A 17,197-nucleotide genomic window follows, 5' to 3' on the forward strand; every position below is an offset into this window, starting at 1 on the left:
ATTTCAGCAAACATCTCAACCGGGTTTACTACTTTTCACGGTACAAGTGCCACCACTACAACCAAACACTAATTTTGGCCGACCACCGAAATCATTGATGAAAATCAGTACAGGATTGTTACCCATTGCTGACGCACTGCCACCCAACACAGCACTGCCTTTTGGTGGGATCATCATCGGATTAAAACCGGATACCGCTGCTCCATTTAGGCTGGACGATGCTGATGCGATGGTCACGTAGTATGGCGTCGGATTGTTCACTACATAGCGATCCCCTTGTCGAGTCATCGTCAACTTCTCCTGATAAGGATTTTCGTAGTCCGTGCGGCCAACAGTAATAGCCTTTGGCCGATAAAACAGTTTGATACGTGTTTGCAGCGCAATCTGCAATGTGTTGGGTTTGTTGGACTTTGGCGGAATTTCCCGGAGGTTGAAATAGAACAGCGTCTCTTTATCCTGAGACAACATGTTGATGCCCTGAGTGACTTGCAACTTCACTTGGCTTTTGGCTCCCGGCTCTACTCTCTGAAGTGGCGGTAGCGCAGTCAGTGGAGTGTTAATCTTGTTGCCATGTTCGTCCTCAATCCAAGCCTGCGCAAGATAGGGCAACTCTTTATTCTGGTTACTGATACTAAGGCTCATTGATCTATCTTCCCCATTAAACACCGCGCGGGTGCGATCGAGGGCAATAGCTGCATTAGCCTGCTGAACAGCCAGAATACCGGCCAACATGACAGCAGAAGCCGCCGTGTTTTTTTTCATTGTCATACTCATGCGGTTGTACTTATCTTTAGGCAACATTTCCATTCATCCACCCCACACTTTTATTAATCTTCTGGAAAGAACCACCACCCTTGGCTGGAATCGAGTGCGAATGCGCAAATATGGTTGATATCACTGCTATACCCGTCATCTTTCAAGTTGCCTCTTTGTTGGCGGCACTCACTCACCCCGGTCACAGAGTTATCTATACCCGTCATCTTTCAAGTTGCTTCTTTGTTGGCTGCACTCACTCACCCCGGTCACATAGTTATCTATGCTCCCGGGGATTCGCTCCCTTGCCGCCGCGATGCATCTTGAAATCCATAAGGTATATGCTCCCGGGGATTCGCTCCCTTGCCGTCGCGATGCATCTTGAAATCCATAGGGTATAAATCTAATCTCGCAGCACATACTTACGCGGCTTACGGTTCTCCACACCTGATTCTCCACACCTGAATTACCCATCCAGTTTGTCTTAACTCACCTGCCATTTTCGCCGCCGATCCTCGCTATGTTACCTGTGTTGGCTGGTGTAACAACTGTCTCTACAGTGTCATCACCATCATTCCCTTTAACACGCCGACAAGGTAACAACAGATTATTCATCAAGTTGGCTAGAAGAGATTGCGGTAATGTGATGAGACACTGTATACGACCATCCCAATGCACACTCATGTTCTCGCCTGGATTAATGCCGGTTAACCACACACTTCCTTCATCATTCACGATGCCAGTTTGCATTTCACGTTCGTTCATCACGATAGCGCCGAATGGAGGAGCCGTACCGTCTGTCAACTTAATAATGGCCATCGCCTTCTCGCCGGCGATCATCCCAAACTTGCGATAACCAATAGCGCCTTCCGTTAGCGTGCCTTGTACCACCGAGCGAGTTGCATCCACGTTATCCGCCAGTTGGTTCACGTCCACATTAACGCTGCTGCGGTAGTAACTGTTGATATCACTCACCACCGCTTTACCAAAAATGTTGGTATGGGTCACACTGCCATAACCGCGTATTGGTACACCACCAATCCCATCAGCGTCGATCATCATGCGTGTTCCCCCTATCATGTTGATACGGTGTAGCGCAGCGCCATCTGCCGTTGCCGTCATTCCCCCCTGAAGTGACAGCCCCATAGCGCTATATTCACTTCCACGGAAATTGGCATTCGCTGTCAACTTAGCTATATCCCCCTCATGGGTGAAGTAACCACTGCCAATACTACGCCCACCCTGACCGTTACCGACATTAATCCGATATGCATTGTTGTCATCGATACGGTCATAGTAGCCCACAGTATTACTACTATTACGGCTAAGCTGACCGTCATAGGTTATTGTGCTATTTTCACCCCACGGTACAGCCATACTCAGATACAAACCGTCATCATTAGTGTCGTTGTACTGAGTCCGATATGCCGTTAGGCTCAGGCTGATGTTTTTAAAGCGTCCAATGTCAAAATAACGCGATAGTGACAGGTTATAAGTATCGTTGTTCGGACGGTCCCAATAGGTCTGATGGCCGTAGTTCAGATAAACACTAAGCCCTAATTCCTTAAACTGCTTGTTGAATGTGATGGTATAGAACTCTTTACCTCTGCCATTATTGACACCGTAATAACGCGCCTCTAAATACTGCGACATGCTCATGAAGTTACGTTCTGAGAAACGGTAACCTGCAAATGTTATCTGGCTGTCGTATTCGTCAAAGCGTTTAGAATAGCTAACCCGATACGAGCCTCCGTGTTTGGTGTCATCATGCAGAAGCTGAGCTCGCGACTGCGTTATATCAAATGACAATGCACCAAACGCCAGCAAGTCACGGCCGATACCGATAGCCAGAGCGTTATAGCCCCTAGCCAGCAAAGCGCCTCCGTACAGCGACCAACCGTTGTTCACCCCCCAAGAGAATTCTCCGGTTGCAAAGCCCGGCCCTTTACTGCGATGCTTAATATCTGATGGTTTACCGGTGGCAATTTTGTAACGAACCATACCCGGACGTGTCAGATAGGGGACATTAGCGGTATTCACCTGAAAGGTCTGTACGCTGCCATCCTGCTCCTGTACCTTCACATCCAGCTTGCCATTCACCGCAGTATTCAGATCCTGAATACTGAAAGGGCCTGCTGCCACCTGAGTTTCATAAATCACACGCCCTTGCTGACTGATGGTCACCTTAGCGTTAGTCTTCGCCACCCCTGTCACTTCCGGCGCATAACCGCGCAGGTTCGGTGGCAGCATGTTGTCGTCCGATATCAGACTGGCTCCGATGTAACGGAAACTGTCAAACATCCCGGAGTTGAGGTAGTCTTCCCCCAACGTCAGCTTGGCACGCAGAGCGGCTATCACACGGTAGACGTAATAGCGGCTCCACTCCCAGCTTTGCTGGGCACTTCCTACTTGTCCCGTAGTATGGCTGTACTGCACCTGCCAATCGGCCCGCAGACGCCAAGGTCCCAAGTTGGCCCCAACTGTTCCGTTACCACTTAAAGATTGCGCTTGTCTGCCTGCACCTGACTGATTTGTCACCTGTGCATTGACGCTGTAGTCAAACAACATACCGGAGATCCCATTATCCCAACGTGACGGCGGATCCCAGTTTTCTACGGTATATTCTAAGTAAGCCTGCGGCATGCTGATGTATAGTGCCCCAGCGCCCAAGTCACCTCGAACTTCCATACCTTTCAGAGAAGCGATTTCTAGGCATTGGCCGTTATGCCACCAAGTAAGCTGACGGATTGCATCCGCTTTAAGCCCCAGTTGATCAACCATCTTCGGCATCAGGCACGCTTCACTGCCTTTTGGATCATGATCAGGAGCAATGAACTGCACTGTCTGCTCGGGCAATTCGTTTTTATTCAAGCGTAATACCATCTGGTAGCTACCTTGCATAATGTAGCCAGCCTGGGAAAACTGACTTAAGTCAATACGCGCCCGATCCTTGACATCAAGAACATCCGTGTTGAATTCCACCCTATCAGCAGCCTTGACCACCTGCACGCGACAAAGAGCCAACAAGATACACAGTGCCACCGAGCTATCCCTCGCTCCACAAAGTAACGATGGCATGATGGGTCTTTTCATCAGAAATAATCCAGTTTGAAACGTATCATGGTGTGGAGGACCTCGGCGCGTAACACTTGGTGAGTTGTTACCAGACGTAAAGTATAATCCAGCCGCATTGAGCCTATTTGCAGATCCTCTACAGGCATGGGGTTGCCCGGCACGACGACCGCTCCTGTACTGTCCGATATCTGTAATCCCACACCACTCGCCTCGCCATTTATGCTAAATAGGTCGTTACGAGCAGCCGCACCATCAAAAGTCACTTGAAAGTATGACTTGCTCAGGCGATTCAGTAATACGGGAGCCAACAGGCAATTAATCAACTGTATACTTAAAAGCCGTACCGGCCCGTGACCACTGCGGATAATTTGTCCGACCAAAATAGATGATATGTCGATGGTCTGATCTTGATTGCCCAAGGCAATTGTACAGGGTGTATCAATGATGGAGCCTTGCATGTTGACGCGGCCGTGCTCTTGGTTGATAGCGGTTGCCATAAATGACAATATCAGACTGGTTAGCACTAACAACGTCAGCAGGGAAGGCAACATCTTAGAACAGGTTGGACGGCTAAGAAGAGTCATCTCGCTCTCCAAAATTTGGTTTACCGGCAAATTCATTTCCCTAATCTTGTAGGGACCCCTCTTTCCCGCTGTTTCCCCGGTCAGCCTGAAGGCTAGGCAACCGCGGGAAAGAGAAACAGATAGACTTTCCAACGCACAGAAAGGCTTCTTTCAACACCTTTATTGGTAAGCCAGAGTGAAGTTAGCCACAGCGGTGAAATCACCAGGAACGATAGTCGTAGAAGCCCCGTCACCTTGTAAGAAAGCAGCGAAGCGCATGGTAGAGTCGGAACCATCGGTGATGATTGTGGGTGAGCTCTGTTGTCCTAGTTTGATAAGCTTGGCGTTATCGTTGGTGATACCAATAGCCGCACCAGAGGCCGAACCAACAATTGCCAGTAGGTCCTTATTCACAGCAGAGGGTGCCCCAGAGAAAGTCGCCGTTACAATCTTCTTTTCTAAGCCGTTAGCATCACAGTCTAGTAAACGGATATTAAAAGGAATCGGGGTGGACTTACCACCTCCTGCCAGTGCTTTGTTGGAAACCTGCCCCAGCTTCACAGTCTGATCGTCATCACCGGGGTGGATGGAACAAGGTGCATCGATAATAGAACCTTCAAAAGTCACTTTTCCGTGGCCTTGGTTAGTATTTTTAGTACTGATGGGCGGCTTGGGCTGCGCATTGACAGAACCTGCTGCTAGGGTTACACCCAATCCGAGAACCATAACCAATTTATTCAATTTCATGTGAGTTAATTCCTTAACTTAAGGATAAGATACCCATAACCATACAAAAGTAGCAGTGTAGGATTTCAACTCCTACACCAGATATCCAATGCAAAAAGGGTCTTAAAATCTAAATCAACATTTTTTAAAACCAAACAAAATGCACCAAACTGTTTTGTTTAGTTATAAATACTAAAATATATAATATTTTAGAATTAATATCCAAAAAGCGACATTAATTTAAATTTATAAACTTTCCAATTGATTGATCTCTGATCAAGCTCAAACAAACCAACTAATTTTTTATAAAATAATATTGATAAAATATTAAAAGTCATAAAAAGATATTAAAAAAACCATATATTACAAATGGTTAAATGTTGTCAGTCTGGAGAGGTACAATAGTTGACTTAGGTGATAGTTTTGTGTAAAACTATTCACAGTTTGGTGCATTCTGTTGAGTTTTTTGTTGTAAAATAGTTTCTTAATTTTTAATAAAAATTCTACATCCTGATATTTTCTATCAAAAAATCACTGTTCAATGATATATATAGTTTTATATTTATATATAAAAAATATTTGTTTCTTTCTTATGATAAATAAATGGAATTTTAGATCAGTAATTCCATAAAATCTCTATTAATTGATATAGTTATTTAGATTAATATTCTCTATCGGTAACTATCTGCCCAAATCTCACAGGAATTATTTTCATGAAGAAACGTAAGTTCTTAACCAGACATGAAATTGATGCGATTTTAGAAAAAGCACGTCAGGGGCGTCATGCTGAGCGGGATTATTGCATGCTACTCATGTGTTTTATTCATGGATTTAGAGTCAGTGAGCTATGTAATCTGACACTATCCGATCTTGATATTAGCTCGGAAATTATTCACGTAAGGCGATTAAAAGGGGGACTATCAACAACACATCCATTGGTGCCTGAAGAACTTAATGCGTTAAATCAATGGATTAATATCCGTAAGAGCTGGAGAGAATCAGATACATCGTGGGTTTTTTTATCGCAAAAATCAGGTGCGATTTCACGCTATCAGGTTTATAGTTTGTTAAAACGTTATGGCAGACAAGCATTAGTCGATATTTCTCCTCATCCACATATGTTAAGACATGCCTGCGGCTATGCTCTTGCTGATTTGGGAAGAGATACACGCCTTATTCAGGATTATCTCGGTCACCGCAATATATCCCACACTGTTATTTACACAGCAAGCAATGTAAAACGGTTCTCCAATATATGGGAAATTCCTTCAAAAGGACTCAGTTAGTATCTTCTTTTTATAAAATATGTTGTGATATGAGAAATTATTTCTCTTACAACAAAAAAATGTCATCTGATGATAAGAAATCCTCATTAATGTTGAGCTAATGAGGATTTTTCATTAGTTAATGATAATTATGAATATCATTGAATGCTGATTTTTTAATTTATTAGGGGTTAATACATTACGTTATTAAATAAAAATATGAATTTTAACTGATATCCAAGGATTAATTGAAATTATCTTGAATTTTTGACTCAATGACAGATTCAATTATCGAAAAATAAAGCGGATTATTTTTTCCCGCTTTATTTTTTTATTGAATGATAATTTGTAAAATCATTTATCCTTCAAACTCTTGCGTTATTTTTTCAAGTTGTTCCTGAATTTCCATCCATGCTAATTCAATTTCTTCCAGTTTTGATTTGGTCTGATTTTGTTTTTGCAGATATTCAGTTAATTCGACTTTACGACTGCTATCATAGATAGCGCTGTCTAAAAGTTGATTTTCTAGTGCAACCAATTCGCCACCCAGTTTCTCCATCTGTTTTTCAAGATTAGTCAGTTGCTTACGCAATGGTTGCGTTTGGTTACGGAAGTCAGCTTGACGCCGTTTTTGATCTTTTCTTTCCTGAGCACTTTGGCTGGATGTCTCTTTTTCCTTATCGTTGTTTTCACGTATTTGCTGATTTTGTTGACGTTGTTGATCTATCAACCATTGTTGATAATCTTCCAAATCGCCGTTGAATGATTCTACCCGGCCATCATGAACCAGATACAACTCATCTGTTGTTGAACGTAATAGATGCCGGTCGTGAGAAACCACAACTAATGCACCGTCAAAATCGATCAAAGCTTCTGTCAGTGCCTGACGCATATCCAGGTCGAGGTGGTTCGTTGGTTCATCAAGTAACAGGAGGTTAGGGCGTTGCCAGACCATCAATGCCAAAACCAAACGTGCTTTTTCTCCCCCGGAAAAACGCCCACTTGGGTCAGTCACTTGATCACCGTTGAAACCAAAGCCGCCCAGATAATCTCTAAGTTGCTGCTCTGTTTCCTGTGGCGCAATGCGGACTAAATGCTGTAATGGTGATTCATCAGCACGTAAATATTCCAGTTGATGTTGGGCGAAATACCCCAGTTTGATCCCTTTAGCTAATTCTACCGTTCCACTCTGAGATTGCAGTTCGCCAGCCAATAGTTTAATCAACGTGGATTTACCCGCGCCATTACGGCCAAGCAGGCCAATGCGGGAACCGGGAACCAGATTCAGTTTGATGGAATTTAAAACGGTCCGTTCGCCATAGCCAGCGCTGACTTTTTCCATTTTCAGGAGTGGGTTTGGCAGACTTTCTGGTTTACGGAAACTGAAATGAAATGGGTTATCAACATGGGCAGGGGCGATTAATTCCATCCGCTCTAACATCTTGATACGGCTCTGAGCTTGTTTGGCTTTGCTGGCCTTGGCACGGAAACGGTCAATATAACTTTGCAGATGGGCAACTTTCTCTTGCTGACTTTTATAAAGGGCCTGTTGTTGCGCCAGTTTGGTGGCGCGCTGGCGTTCGAAAGATGAGTAGTTGCCGCTGTACTCAAACAGAGCTTGTTGTTCTATATGGAGGATCTTATCGGCAATCGGGTCGAGAAAATCCCGATCATGGGAGATAAGGATTAATGTTCCGGGGTAGCTTTTCAGCCATTTTTCCAACCAGATAACCGCATCCAGATCAAGATGGTTAGTGGGTTCGTCAAGCAACAGCAAATCAGAACGGCAGAGTAGTGCCTGAGCCAGATTGAGGCGCATGCGCCATCCGCCGGAAAAGGCTCGTACAGGTTGATCCAGTTGCTCTTGAGAGAAACCTAAACCGTGCAGTAGACTTGATGCTCTTGAACGGATCGTCCAGGCTTGAATCGTGTCTAATTGACCATGCAGATGAGCAATCAGGTTACCGTCATTTTTTTCATTGGCTATCCGCAGTTGTTGTTCCAGTTGACGGAATTCACGATCACCATCAATGACATATTCCAGAGCGGGTATTTCCAGTGCCGGCGTTTCCTGATTTACCCAAGAAAGTGCCCAGTTACTGGGAAAAGTGAATGTGCCTGTTTCAGCTTGAAGCTCATTTTTTAATAGTGCAAGTAGGGTCGATTTACCACAGCCATTTTTCCCTACCAGACCAACTTTCTGCCCGGGATTGATAGTGGCGCTGGCATTGTCCAGCAGAACACGAGTTCCGCGACGAATTTGTAATGAAGAGAAAACAATCATAAGTATCGTTTGTATAGAATATGTTAAATTAGCAATAACAGATAGTAAGCGTTTTATTTTATAACGTTCGTATGCATGGTAACGGAAAATACGTGTCCTGACACGTTCTTGAGGAGGGAACGATGTTACAGCCGCCTAAAGTCCTGCTGCTGTATTGATGTGGCTCACATATCTCGTATAAAAGAGGCGCGACGGGAACTGGAAGAGCTATTCGAACGGGAAATGCTGAATGAACGTCGCCAACCGGATGGTTGGAATGAGCATGAATACATGAATAATAGCGGAGCAAATCATGTCAGTAAGCCGTAAGAGATTTATTGCCGGTGCTGTCTGCCCAGAATGTCACTCTCAGGACACGCTGGCAATGTGGCAAGAAGATCAGGTGGATGTGGTGGAATGTGTCCATTGTGGTCACCAACAACGCCAGACTGATGAGAAAGTGAGCTCTCATGTCAGAAAGCAGGAGCAGGTTATTGGTATTTTTACCCCACAGTAATTATGTGAATATTAGCGCGAGTGAGTACAGAGACTGAAAATTCCGCTACAATTGGTAAAAATTTTTAGACCCACGGGTAGGAGATGTCATGAAAGTAGCAAAAGACTTGGTAGTCAGCTTGGCTTATCAAGTAAGAACAGAAGATGGTGTTTTAGTTGATGAGTCACCGGCGAGTGCGCCGTTGGACTATCTGCATGGCCGTGGTTCACTGATCAGCGGTTTGGAAAAGGCGCTAGAAGGCCGTGAGGCGGGTGAGAGTTTTGATGTCAGCGTACAGGCTGATGATGCCTATGGTCAGTATGATGACAATCTGGTTCAGCGTGTGCCAAAAGATGTCTTTGTTGGTGTTGATGAACTGGAAGTTGGCATGCGTTTCCTGGCTGATACCGATATGGGGCCAGTACCCGTAGAAATTACAGCAGTTGAAGGTGAGCATGTTGTGGTTGATGGTAACCATATGCTGGCTGGTCAGAATCTGAAATTCAATGTTGAAGTCATTGCCATTCGTGAAGCGACCGAAGAAGAACTGGCTCATGGCCATGTTCATGGTGCTCATGGTCACGAACATGGTGAGGGGTGCTGTGGTGGTCACGGCGATGACGACGGTCATCATCACCATAATGAAGGACACGGATGCTGTGGTGGCGGCGGTTGCCACTGATAAGTTAAAGCGGATAGTGGACTTTTAATATTTAAAAAAAGTGGGGCAAGTTTGAAATAGTGAGTTTCAACGCTTGCCCTAATTTATTGTAATTTAATGTCATTTCCTAGTAATGAGGCGGAGGTGTTTCCTCAGATTGTGAAGCGATCATTGAGGGTTGAGTGGCTTTCAATCGTTCTGTCATCAACCGCAAATGCTCTCTTAATTTAGTGATTTCCATTTGCTGTTCAGTCACTACCTGATTTAATTCTTCGATAGTTCTTTCTTGAAAGGCAATTCGACTTTCCAAACACTCAAGCCGTTGCTCAAATTTTGACAGATCCATGATTTTCTCCCGTTTCAGGCCCTGTATTGCCCGTGTTAGATGCCTCATATTAATTAAGAGTAGCCTACTATGCCCAGAATATTCTGTGAAATGCGGTTGTTATGAAACCTCTAGTCATTTATGTTGTCCTAATAAGTTTGGGGCACTAAAAAACGGCAAATATTGTGTTGTGCTCCTGTAGACGGTTATAGTGACTTGATTGCATAACTTTTGCTGACGGTAAAATCCCCCAAAGCTATTGGAGAAACAGATGAAATCATTGTTTAAAGTTACCCTGCTTGCTACCACATTAGCGATGGCTTTCAGCGCCCCTCAGGTGTTGGCGGCTAAAGCAGATAGCCAGAGTAGTACAGAATTGAACAGCGCATTTAAAACAGAAGATCAGCAAAATGCTTATGCTCTGGGCGCATCTTTAGGGCGTTATATGCAAAACACCCTGAAAGAACAGAAATCTCTGGGTATCCCATTGGATAAAGATCAATTGTTATCGGGTGTGCAGGATGCTTTCAATAATAAGAGCAAACTGACTGACAGCGAAATTGAAAATACGCTGCGTGCATTTGAAGGTAAAGTGAAGTCTGCTGCTGAAGCTAAGATGGAAAAAGAAGCCAGCGAGAATGAAGCTAAAGGCGTTAAATATCGTGAAGAATTTGCTAAGGAAAAGGGTGTCGTTAAGAGTAAAACCGGCCTTTTGTATAAAATAGAGAAGGAAGGCAGCGGTAAGAAGCCTGTGGCAAGCGACACGGTAGTTGTGAACTACCGGGGGACATTGATTGACGGTAAAGAGTTCGATAGTTCCTATAAGCGTAATGAACCCCTTTCTATTCGCCTGGATAGCGTTATCCCAGGTTGGACAGAAGGTTTACAGAATGTGAAAAAAGGCGGAAAAATTAAACTGGTTATTCCACCAGAGCTGGCCTATGGTAAAGCGGATCTGCCGGGTATTCCTGCAAATTCGACACTAGTATTTGATATTGAGTTGCTGGATGTTAAAGCGGAGACCAAAGCTAAGTAAGCTATTTAGCTGTTCGCTAAATATCTTTGATCAATACGGATAAAACCGTTGGTAGAGATTCTGTCAACGGTTTTTTGTTACTGAAAGCTGTGATAGAGACCAAATGTCTGAGTAGCAATGGCTTGACGATGATGTCATGTGGTTTTAACGTCAATATTTCATGTGGATGCAAAGATCTTTGATTGAGATCTCTGTTAAGCTGCCACAATTGAATTTTCACAAGAAATTTTTATAGGTTTATCACGTTGTGTTTTTAGCAAGACGTTGTCTGCGATTGAAGGATGGTGTATTTAATGTCTAACCCGTTATTATCTGGTGATATCAGTGATGTCGATTTACTGGAAAACCAACCGTTTACTGAAACGGACCACGAAATTTTAAAGTCTTATGAAGCCGCAGTTGATGGCTTGGCTATGCTAATTGGTGGGCATTGCGAGATTGTCCTTCATTCATTGGAAGATCTTAAATGTTCAGCTGTCAGAATAGCCAACGGAGAACATACAGGTCGTAAAATAGGTTCACCTATCACGGATCTTGCGCTGCGTATGTTACATGACATTACAGACGAAGACTGTAGTGCATCCAAAGCTTATTTTACCCGAGCGAAAAGCGGTTCATTGATGAAGTCAGTCACGATTGCGATCCGCAACCGGAATCGCCGAGTGATCGGCCTCTTGTGCATTAATATGAATCTTGATGTCCCTTTCTCTGAAATTATTCAGACATTTATTCCAGAGGAAACACATGATGTCGCTCCAAATGTAAATTTTGCCTCATCTGTGGATGATTTGGTTGCGCAAACGCTTGAATATACTATCGAAGAGGTCAATATTGATCGCAGTGTATCCAATAATGCCAAGAACAGACAGGTGGTTCTGAATCTCTATGAGAAAGGCATTTTTGATATTAAAGATGCAATCAATCAGGTTGCTGAGCGTTTAAATATTTCTAAGCATACTGTTTACCTCTATATTCGCCAGTTTAAAAATGGTGAATGTTTAGGGCCTGAGCGGTAATGTCTTCGTTGTCTTATTGTCTGCTGGTTACGGGGCCCGCATATGGTACCCAACAAGCCAGCAGTGCTTACCAATTCGCGCAAGCCTTGATTACGATGGGGCATAAACTTAATACCGTATTTTTTTATCGGGAAGGGGTTTATAACGGCAATCAATTGACCTCACCAGCCAGTGATGAGTTTGATTTGGTTAGCGCATGGCAGATGATGGCAACAGAGCATCGGTTTAGCATGCACGTTTGTATTGCCGCTGCCCTTCGCCGTGGTGTTATTGATGCTCAGCAGGCGAGTGAGTTGAATTTACCGGTAGCAAACCTCGCGGAAGGGTTTGAATTAAGTGGATTGGGCACACTAGCTGAAGCTATGTTGATTTGCGACCGTGTGGTGCAATTCTAAGAGGCAAAAATGAAAAAAATTGCTTTTGTCTTCACTAAAACACCCCATGGTGATGCAGGGGGTAGAGAAGGTTTAGATGCATTGCTGGCAACTTCGGCATTAACAGAAAAGGTAGGGGTATTTTTTATTTCTGACGGTGTACTTCAACTACTACCCGATCAGCAGCCTGACAGAATTCTCGCCAGAAACTATATCGCTACTTTTAAGGTGTTGCCTTTGTACGATATTGAAGAATGTTATTTGTGCCAGGAAGATCTTGTTATGCGTGGATTAAGCTCAGTCAATCATTTTGTTCTGGATGCGAAAGTGATACCTGCAGAAACGATCCGTGAGAAACTGGTTGACTATGATGTTGTGCTGACATTCTGAGCTATTGGAAGGACAATGAGATGCTATATACTGTTGGCCGATCGCCTTATCAATGTGATTTCAATGTGATATCCAAGCTGCTTGCCAGTGGTGATGATATCTTGTTTATTCAGGATGGTGTACTGGCAGGCATTGAGGGTAATTGCTATCTGCCGGCGTTGATCAGTCGTGGTGCTACATTGTATGCGCTGAAAGAAGATATTGAGGCGCGGGGATTGGACGATCAGGTTTCAGACAAAGTGCAAGTGATCGACTATACTGACTTTGTTAACCTGACAGTAAAACACCATCAACAATTCGCCTGGTAGTTGAGAAAAAGCTGTATATTTCTTGACACCTTGGCGAGTCAGCCATAAAATTCCGCGTCCTCGTGTTTTGCCGTTAGGGTAGAGCAAGAGATTTAATCCGTGTTTACGAAGCAAAAAAACCAGGAGTTTTTTTAATAATGGCAACTATTAACCAGCTGGTGCGCAAACCCCGTAGCATGAAGGTTGCAAAAAGCAACGTTCCTGCTCTGGAAGCTTGCCCGCAGAAGCGTGGCGTATGTACTCGTGTATATACCACCACCCCTAAAAAACCAAACTCTGCACTGCGTAAAGTATGTCGTGTGCGTTTGACTAACGGTTACGAAGTTTCTTCTTACATCGGTGGTGAAGGCCACAACTTGCAGGAACACTCCGTAATTCTGATCCGTGGCGGTCGTGTTAAAGACTTGCCAGGTGTGCGTTACCACACTGTTCGCGGTGCACTGGACTGTTCCGGTGTTAAAGACCGTAAACAAGGTCGTTCTAAGTACGGTGTGAAGAAGCCAAAAGCTTAATGGTACTCCGTTAAGTAAGGCCAAACATTATTTACCTTAATGTCAAAATAAACTCGTAGAGTTTTGGACAACCCTGAATTCGAAACGGAGTATTTCCATGCCACGTCGTCGTGTAATTGGTCAGCGTAAAATTCTGCCAGATCCAAAGTTTGGATCTGAGTTACTGGCCAAATTCGTCAATATCCTGATGGTAGATGGTAAAAAATCTACTGCGGAAGCAATTGTATATAGTGCGCTTGAGACCCTGGCTCAGCGTTCTGGTAAAGAGCACTTGGAAGCATTTGAACTTGCATTAGATAATGTGCGTCCAACCGTGGAAGTTAAGTCCCGCCGTGTTGGTGGTTCTACTTATCAGGTACCAGTTGAAGTTCGTCCGGTTCGTCGCAATGCGTTAGCAATGCGTTGGATCGTTGAAGCTGCTCGTAAACGCGGTGATAAATCTATGGCCCTGCGCCTGGCGAACGAATTATCTGATGCAGCCGAAAATAAAGGCACTGCTGTTAAGAAACGTGAAGACGTTCACCGTATGGCAGAAGCTAACAAGGCGTTCGCACACTACCGTTGGTAATCCCATCGTAGTGATGATGCCCTGGGTGGCTGTTCTGCCACCCAGATTTACATTGAACGTCCTAGGAATAGAGGAATCAAATGGCTCGTACAACACCCATTGCACGCTACCGTAACATCGGTATCAGTGCACACATCGACGCCGGTAAGACCACCACTACCGAACGTATTCTGTTCTACACTGGTGTAAACCATAAGATCGGTGAAGTTCATGATGGCGCTGCTACTATGGACTGGATGGAACAGGAGCAGGAGCGTGGTATTACCATCACCTCCGCAGCAACAACTGCTTTCTGGTCAGGTATGGCTAAGCAGTTTGATGCGCACCGTATCAATATCATCGACACCCCAGGGCACGTTGACTTCACCATCGAAGTAGAACGTTCCATGCGTGTTCTTGACGGTGCCGTAATGGTTTATTGTGCGGTTGGTGGTGTTCAGCCACAGTCCGAAACCGTATGGCGTCAGGCAAATAAATATAGAGTTCCACGTATCGCGTTCGTTAACAAAATGGACCGTATGGGAGCGAATTTCTTACGCGTTGTTGAGCAGCTCAAAACTCGCTTGGCGGCAAACCCAGTACCTCTGCAATTAGCCATTGGTGCAGAAGATGCGTTCACCGGTGTTGTTGACTTGGTGAAAATGAAAGCCATCAACTGGAACGATGAAGATCAGGGAACTACCTTCACTTACGAAGATATCCCAGCTGATATGCAGGATCTGGCGGAAGAATGGCGTAGCAATTTGATTGAAGCCGCTGCGGAAGCATCAGAAGAACTGATGGAAAAATACCTTGGCGGTGAAGAACTGACTGAAGAAGAGATCAAAGCTGGTCTGCGTTATCGTGTTCTGACTAATGAAATCATCCTGGTTACCTGTGGTTCTGCATTTAAGAACAAAGGTGTTCAGGCAATGCTGGATGCAGTTATTGAGTACCTGCCAGCACCAACGGATGTTGAATCCATTAAAGGTATTCTGCCAGACGGTAAAGATACGTCGGCAGAGCGTCATTCTGACGACAACGAACCATTTTCGGCACTGGCGTTTAAAATCGCTACTGACCCGTTCGTTGGTAACTTGACCTTCTTCCGTGTCTACTCTGGTGTGGTGAATTCCGGTGATACCGTTCTTAACCCAGTGAAAGACAGAAAAGAGCGTTTTGGCCGTATCGTTCAGATGCATGCTAATAAACGTGAAGAAATTAAAGAAGTTCGTGCAGGTGACATCGCTGCTGCGATTGGCCTGAAAGATGTGACTACCGGTGATACGCTGTGTGATATCAACGCACCAATTATCCTGGAGCGTATGGAATTCCCTGAGCCAGTCATCTCTGTTGCTATCGAGCCAAAAACTAAAGCTGACCAGGAAAAAATGGGTATCGCTTTAGGTCGTCTAGCTCAAGAAGACCCATCATTCCGCGTGTCTACCGATGAAGAGTCTGGTCAGACTATTATCGCCGGTATGGGTGAGCTTCACTTGGATGTTCTGGTTGACCGTATGCGTCGTGAGTTCAAAGTTGAAGCGAACGTCGGTAAACCTCAGGTTGCTTACCGTGAAACCATCCGTTCTACTGTTGAACAAGAAGGTAAATTTGTTCGTCAGTCTGGTGGTCGTGGTCAGTTTGGTCACGTATGGCTGCGTATTGAGCCAATGGAACCAGGTGGCGTAGGCTATGAATTCGCCAACGAAATCGTTGGTGGTGTTGTTCCTAAAGAATATATCCCAGCAGTAGATAAGGGTATTCAGGAACAAATGAAAAATGGTGTTCTGGCCGGTTACCCGATTGTTGACGTCAAAGTGGCACTGTTCGATGGTTCTTACCACGAAGTGGACTCTTCTGAAATGGCGTTCAAAATTGCAGGTTCTATGGGCTTCAAAGAAGGCTTTATGAAGGCGAAACCAGTTCTGCTGGAGCCTATCATGAAAGTTGAAGTTGAAACACCAGAAGATTACATGGGTGACGTTATCGGTGACCTAAACCGCCGCCGTGGTATGATTGACGGTATGGAAGATATGACTACCGGTAAAATTGTACGTGCTCAGGTACCATTATCTGAAATGTTTGGTTATGCTACTGACCTGCGTTCTCAGACCCAAGGTCGTGCTTCTTACTCAATGGAGTTCTTGAAGTACAATGAAGCGCCGAGCAACGTCGCTCAGGCTATTATCGAATCTCGTAAAGCTAAATAAGTTTTTCGGGTTTAATATCTAGATTCAGCTCTCTCTCTAATGATGAGGGAGCGATATTAAGGAATAGAGTCGTGTCTAAAGAAAAATTTGAACGTACAAAACCGCATGTTAACGTTGGTACTATCGGCCACGTTGACCACGGTAAAACTACCCTGACTGCTGCTATCACTACTGTACTGGCTAAAACCTACGGTGGCAACGCTCGTGCATTCGACCAAATCGATAACGCACCAGAAGAAAAAGCGCGTGGTATCACCATCTCTACTTCTCACGTAGAATACGATACCCCAAGCCGCCACTATGCGCATGTTGACTGCCCAGGCCACGCCGACTATGTGAAAAACATGATCACCGGTGCGGCTCAGATGGATGGCGCAATTCTGGTAGTTGCCGCGACTGACGGCCCAATGCCACAGACGCGTGAGCACATCCTGTTAGGTCGTCAGGTAGGCGTTCCTTACATCATCGTGTTCCTGAACAAATGTGACATGGTAGACGACGAAGAGCTGCTGGAACTGGTTGAGATGGAAGTGCGTGAGCTGCTGTCTCAGTACGATTTCCCAGGCGATGACACGCCAGTTATCCGTGGTTCTGCTCTGAAAGCGCTGGAAGGTGATGCAGAGTGGGAAGCGAAGATCATTGAACTGGCCGATGCCCTGGACAGCTACATCCCAGAA

At 44.8% G+C, this 17,197-nt stretch carries 20 protein-coding genes; 13 read left to right on the forward strand and 7 right to left on the reverse strand.

The genetic code is table 11. From position 1 onward, the window contains the following. Window positions 1-15: 15 nt before the first annotated feature. The 5 genes from SLS51_RS15495 to SLS51_RS15515 all read right to left on the reverse strand — a co-directional run bounded on the left by SLS51_RS15495 (window position 16) and on the right by SLS51_RS15515 (window position 5,138). On the reverse strand, window positions 16-762 hold the full coding sequence (locus SLS51_RS15495; protein WP_323839593.1) for a fimbria/pilus periplasmic chaperone: 747 nt from the start codon (window positions 760-762) through the stop codon (window positions 16-18). Window positions 763-827: 65 nt separating this feature from the next. Continuing rightward, window positions 828-980, reverse strand: a complete 153-nt coding sequence (locus SLS51_RS15500) for a hypothetical protein (protein WP_323839582.1) — start codon at window positions 978-980, stop codon at window positions 828-830. 262 nt (window positions 981-1,242) lie between these two features. After that, window positions 1,243-3,846 (reverse strand): outer membrane usher protein, encoded by a 2,604-nt coding sequence (locus SLS51_RS15505; RefSeq protein ID WP_323839583.1) that lies wholly within the window; start codon window positions 3,844-3,846, stop codon window positions 1,243-1,245. Further along, entirely contained in the window at window positions 3,846-4,412 is a 567-nt protein-coding gene (locus SLS51_RS15510) for a fimbrial protein (RefSeq protein ID WP_323839584.1), read from the reverse strand. The genes SLS51_RS15505 and SLS51_RS15510 overlap by 1 nt, the downstream gene beginning before the upstream one ends. Before the next feature lie 159 nt (window positions 4,413-4,571). After that, window positions 4,572-5,138 (reverse strand): fimbrial protein, encoded by a 567-nt coding sequence (locus SLS51_RS15515; RefSeq protein ID WP_323839585.1) that lies wholly within the window; start codon window positions 5,136-5,138, stop codon window positions 4,572-4,574. A 692-nt stretch (window positions 5,139-5,830) separates the two neighbouring features. Between SLS51_RS15515 and SLS51_RS15520 the strand changes: the two genes are divergently transcribed. After that, a complete protein-coding gene (locus SLS51_RS15520; RefSeq protein WP_323839586.1) occupies window positions 5,831-6,403 on the forward strand; it encodes a tyrosine-type DNA invertase in 573 nt (190 codons plus the stop codon). A gap of 337 nt (window positions 6,404-6,740) precedes the next feature. On the opposite strand, the gene SLS51_RS15525 is transcribed toward SLS51_RS15520, so the two are convergent. Next, the gene (locus SLS51_RS15525; RefSeq protein WP_323839587.1) at window positions 6,741-8,666 is read right to left on the reverse strand and encodes an ABC transporter ATP-binding protein; all 1,926 of its coding nucleotides are present in this window, start codon (window positions 8,664-8,666) and stop codon (window positions 6,741-6,743) included. 159 nt (window positions 8,667-8,825) lie between these two features. Between SLS51_RS15525 and SLS51_RS15530 the strand changes: the two genes are divergently transcribed. The 3 genes from SLS51_RS15530 to slyD all read left to right on the forward strand — a co-directional run bounded on the left by SLS51_RS15530 (window position 8,826) and on the right by slyD (window position 9,823). Further along, on the forward strand, window positions 8,826-8,975 hold the full coding sequence (locus tag SLS51_RS15530) for a potassium transporter KefB (protein ID WP_323839594.1): 150 nt from the start codon (window positions 8,826-8,828) through the stop codon (window positions 8,973-8,975). Next, window positions 8,959-9,162, forward strand: a complete 204-nt coding sequence (locus SLS51_RS15535; RefSeq protein ID WP_011144807.1) for a YheV family putative zinc ribbon protein — start codon at window positions 8,959-8,961, stop codon at window positions 9,160-9,162. The genes SLS51_RS15530 and SLS51_RS15535 overlap by 17 nt, the downstream gene beginning before the upstream one ends. Window positions 9,163-9,250: 88 nt before the next feature. Beyond that, window positions 9,251-9,823 carry a peptidylprolyl isomerase gene (slyD, locus tag SLS51_RS15540; protein WP_323839588.1) on the forward strand — a complete coding sequence of 191 codons (573 nt, stop codon included), beginning with the start codon at window positions 9,251-9,253 and terminating at the stop codon, window positions 9,821-9,823. A gap of 106 nt (window positions 9,824-9,929) precedes the next feature. Here slyD and SLS51_RS15545 read toward each other — a convergent pair whose 3' ends face one another. Then, on the reverse strand, window positions 9,930-10,148 hold the full coding sequence (locus SLS51_RS15545; protein ID WP_113026454.1) for a protein SlyX: 219 nt from the start codon (window positions 10,146-10,148) through the stop codon (window positions 9,930-9,932). 250 nt (window positions 10,149-10,398) lie between these two features. On the opposite strand from SLS51_RS15545, the gene fkpA reads away from it, so the two are divergent. From fkpA to SLS51_RS15590, 9 genes are all read left to right on the forward strand, one after another. Then, window positions 10,399-11,163 (forward strand): FKBP-type peptidyl-prolyl cis-trans isomerase, encoded by a 765-nt coding sequence (fkpA, locus tag SLS51_RS15550; RefSeq protein ID WP_011144810.1) that lies wholly within the window; start codon window positions 10,399-10,401, stop codon window positions 11,161-11,163. 293 nt (window positions 11,164-11,456) lie between these two features. Further along, window positions 11,457-12,179 (forward strand): helix-turn-helix transcriptional regulator, encoded by a 723-nt coding sequence (locus tag SLS51_RS15555; RefSeq protein WP_036779966.1) that lies wholly within the window; start codon window positions 11,457-11,459, stop codon window positions 12,177-12,179. Further along, window positions 12,179-12,574 carry a sulfurtransferase complex subunit TusD gene (gene tusD / locus SLS51_RS15560; protein WP_323839589.1) on the forward strand — a complete coding sequence of 132 codons (396 nt, stop codon included), beginning with the start codon at window positions 12,179-12,181 and terminating at the stop codon, window positions 12,572-12,574. Before SLS51_RS15555 ends, tusD begins: the two co-directional genes overlap by 1 nt. 9 nt (window positions 12,575-12,583) lie before the next feature. Continuing rightward, on the forward strand, window positions 12,584-12,943 hold the full coding sequence (gene tusC, locus SLS51_RS15565) for a sulfurtransferase complex subunit TusC (RefSeq protein ID WP_113026455.1): 360 nt from the start codon (window positions 12,584-12,586) through the stop codon (window positions 12,941-12,943). 20 nt (window positions 12,944-12,963) lie between these two features. Next, window positions 12,964-13,251: a sulfurtransferase complex subunit TusB gene (gene tusB, locus SLS51_RS15570; RefSeq protein WP_112879357.1), complete on the forward strand. Its 288-nt coding sequence runs from the start codon at window positions 12,964-12,966 to the stop codon at window positions 13,249-13,251. Window positions 13,252-13,388: 137 nt separating this feature from the next. After that, window positions 13,389-13,763: a 30S ribosomal protein S12 gene (gene rpsL, locus SLS51_RS15575; protein WP_011144815.1), complete on the forward strand. Its 375-nt coding sequence runs from the start codon at window positions 13,389-13,391 to the stop codon at window positions 13,761-13,763. Window positions 13,764-13,860: 97 nt separating this feature from the next. Beyond that, window positions 13,861-14,331, forward strand: coding sequence for a 30S ribosomal protein S7 (gene rpsG, locus SLS51_RS15580; protein WP_011144816.1), 471 nt, complete (start codon window positions 13,861-13,863; stop codon window positions 14,329-14,331). 80 nt (window positions 14,332-14,411) lie between these two features. After that, window positions 14,412-16,520 carry an elongation factor G gene (fusA, locus tag SLS51_RS15585; RefSeq protein WP_323839590.1) on the forward strand — a complete coding sequence of 703 codons (2,109 nt, stop codon included), beginning with the start codon at window positions 14,412-14,414 and terminating at the stop codon, window positions 16,518-16,520. Window positions 16,521-16,591: 71 nt separating this feature from the next. Continuing rightward, a partial coding sequence (locus SLS51_RS15590; protein ID WP_323839591.1) for a GTP-binding protein occupies window positions 16,592-17,197 on the forward strand: 606 nt, incomplete at its 3' end.

The sequence above is a fragment of the Photorhabdus africana genome, assembly GCF_035181445.1.
GTDB classification, from domain to species: Bacteria; Pseudomonadota; Gammaproteobacteria; order Enterobacterales; family Enterobacteriaceae; genus Photorhabdus; species Photorhabdus laumondii.

Bases quoted from the DNA above. Each gene is read 5' to 3' on its own strand.
- SLS51_RS15495 (WP_323839593.1), bottom strand. From the start codon at position 762: ATGAAAAAAAACACGGCGGCTTCTGCTGTCATGTTGGCCGGTATTCTG.
- SLS51_RS15510 (WP_323839584.1), bottom strand. From the start codon at position 4,412: ATGACTCTTCTTAGCCGTCCAACCTGTTCTAAGATGTTGCCTTCCCTG.
- rpsL (WP_011144815.1), top strand. From the start codon at position 13,389: ATGGCAACTATTAACCAGCTGGTGCGCAAACCCCGTAGCATGAAGGTT.
- rpsG (WP_011144816.1), top strand. From the start codon at position 13,861: ATGCCACGTCGTCGTGTAATTGGTCAGCGTAAAATTCTGCCAGATCCA.
- SLS51_RS15525 (WP_323839587.1), bottom strand. From the start codon at position 8,666: ATGATTGTTTTCTCTTCATTACAAATTCGTCGCGGAACTCGTGTTCTG.
- tusB (WP_112879357.1), top strand. From the start codon at position 12,964: ATGCTATATACTGTTGGCCGATCGCCTTATCAATGTGATTTCAATGTG.
- tusD (WP_323839589.1), top strand. From the start codon at position 12,179: ATGTCTTCGTTGTCTTATTGTCTGCTGGTTACGGGGCCCGCATATGGT.
- slyD (WP_323839588.1), top strand. From the start codon at position 9,251: ATGAAAGTAGCAAAAGACTTGGTAGTCAGCTTGGCTTATCAAGTAAGA.
- SLS51_RS15515 (WP_323839585.1), bottom strand. From the start codon at position 5,138: ATGAAATTGAATAAATTGGTTATGGTTCTCGGATTGGGTGTAACCCTA.
- SLS51_RS15535 (WP_011144807.1), top strand. From the start codon at position 8,959: ATGTCAGTAAGCCGTAAGAGATTTATTGCCGGTGCTGTCTGCCCAGAA.
- SLS51_RS15500 (WP_323839582.1), bottom strand. From the start codon at position 980: ATGACGGGTATAGATAACTCTGTGACCGGGGTGAGTGAGTGCCGCCAA.
- SLS51_RS15520 (WP_323839586.1), top strand. From the start codon at position 5,831: ATGAAGAAACGTAAGTTCTTAACCAGACATGAAATTGATGCGATTTTA.
- fkpA (WP_011144810.1), top strand. From the start codon at position 10,399: ATGAAATCATTGTTTAAAGTTACCCTGCTTGCTACCACATTAGCGATG.
- SLS51_RS15505 (WP_323839583.1), bottom strand. From the start codon at position 3,846: ATGAAAAGACCCATCATGCCATCGTTACTTTGTGGAGCGAGGGATAGC.
- SLS51_RS15555 (WP_036779966.1), top strand. From the start codon at position 11,457: ATGTCTAACCCGTTATTATCTGGTGATATCAGTGATGTCGATTTACTG.
- tusC (WP_113026455.1), top strand. From the start codon at position 12,584: ATGAAAAAAATTGCTTTTGTCTTCACTAAAACACCCCATGGTGATGCA.
- fusA (WP_323839590.1), top strand. From the start codon at position 14,412: ATGGCTCGTACAACACCCATTGCACGCTACCGTAACATCGGTATCAGT.
- SLS51_RS15545 (WP_113026454.1), bottom strand. From the start codon at position 10,148: ATGGATCTGTCAAAATTTGAGCAACGGCTTGAGTGTTTGGAAAGTCGA.